The organism is Bradyrhizobium sp. GW821-FHT13H05 (assembly GCF_058804065.1).
Genome location: NZ_JBXAPO010000038.1, coordinates 1 through 516, shown reverse-complemented (window position 1 = coordinate 516; position 516 = coordinate 1). Strand labels below are relative to the sequence as shown.

Genomic DNA, 516 nt, shown 5'->3' with positions numbered 1-516 from the left:
TCGACGGCACGCTCGCGATCCAGGATCTCGACCTGATCGACACTCATACGGCAAGCGCCGTGTTCAAGTCGTCGACGTCGAGCGCAAGCCTGCCCGGCTTCGACGCCGGCACCTCGCTCGGGACGTTCACGATCGATTCGTCGGTGGCCGAGTTCAACACGGATACCGACAACGGCGCGACGCTGGGCTGGCATTTCAGCCTCGACAACAGCAATCCGGTGGTGCAATCGCTGGCCGAAGGCCAGTACATCACCCAAGTCTACACCGTCACCTTCACTGACGACCACGGCGCGACGGTCACCCAGGACGTCACGGTCACCGTCAACGGCGCGAACGATGCGCCGACCATCACCAGCGACGCTGCGGCCGCCGCCGGTGTGGTGACCGAGGATGCCAGTGCGACGCTATCGGTCGACGGCACGCTCGCGATCCAGGATCTCGACCTGATCGACACTCATACGGCAAGCGCCGTGTTCAAGTCGTCGACGTCGAGCGCAAGCCTGCCCGGCTTCGACG

1 protein-coding gene is annotated in these 516 nt (G+C 64.5%); it reads left to right on the top strand.

Annotated elements, in window-relative coordinates:
* Window positions 1-516 (top strand): VCBS domain-containing protein (locus AC1RR3_RS38530; protein ID WP_492830543.1); only part of this gene is annotated, 516 nt, incomplete at both ends.